Origin of the sequence: Spiroplasma sp. hy2 (assembly GCF_044714365.1) — a bacterium.
Taxonomy (GTDB): domain Bacteria; phylum Bacillota_I; class Bacilli_A; order Mycoplasmatales; family Mycoplasmataceae; genus Spiroplasma; species Spiroplasma phoeniceum.
Genome location: NZ_RXFZ02000307.1, coordinates 1 through 721 on the forward strand (window position 1 = coordinate 1; position 721 = coordinate 721).

At 26.4% G+C, this 721-nt stretch carries 1 pseudogene; it reads left to right on the plus strand.

Going from position 1 to position 721, the window contains the following annotated elements:
* Positions 1-175 precede the first annotated feature (175 nt).
* Positions 176-616, plus strand: a pseudogene (gene glyA, locus EHV01_RS06240) (serine hydroxymethyltransferase); the annotation flags it as partial.
* Positions 617-721 lie beyond the last annotated feature (105 nt).

Here is a 721-nt window from a genome sequence, read left to right on the forward strand (position 1 = left end):
TTMTGTAATTATTTTTTTCATTAATTATTTACCTCCATATATTAAAAATATACCTAATTTTAGGTATATTTTATAAATATCAAGAGTTTTCGACAAAATTAAAGACTTTTATTGAAGTTATTTTTATTTATCTCTATATAATGATATTAGAAGTTATAGAATGGAGATGAAAATAATGAAAGTGAATTCACAAATTAAAAAATTAATTGATTTGGAATTAAAACGTCAACAAAATCATGTTGAATTGATTGCGTCAGAAAATTATGTTAGTGAGGCAATTTTAGCTATTACAGGCTCAATTTTAACTAATAAGTATGCTGAAGGATATCCATTTCACCGATATTATGGAGGATGTGAATATGTTGATCAAGTTGAACAATTAGCAATTGATAAGGTTAAGGAGTTATTTCAAGCTGAACATGCTAATGTTCAAGCACATTCAGGTAGTCAAGCAAATGCTGCTGCTTATTATGCTTTGCTACAACCACGTGATACTATTTTAGCAATGGATTTAGCAGCAGGTGGTCACTTAACCCATGGTCATAATGTTAATTTTTCTGGTCGATTATATGATTTTCGTAGTTATCAAGTTGATCCTACAACCGAAATGTTAGATTAGACTTCTTGCATAACCTAGTTATTTTAAAATTCCTATAAAATATATTTAAAATAGAAATTATAGGAATTTAAAATTATGAAATTTGATAAATTTGATTTTATW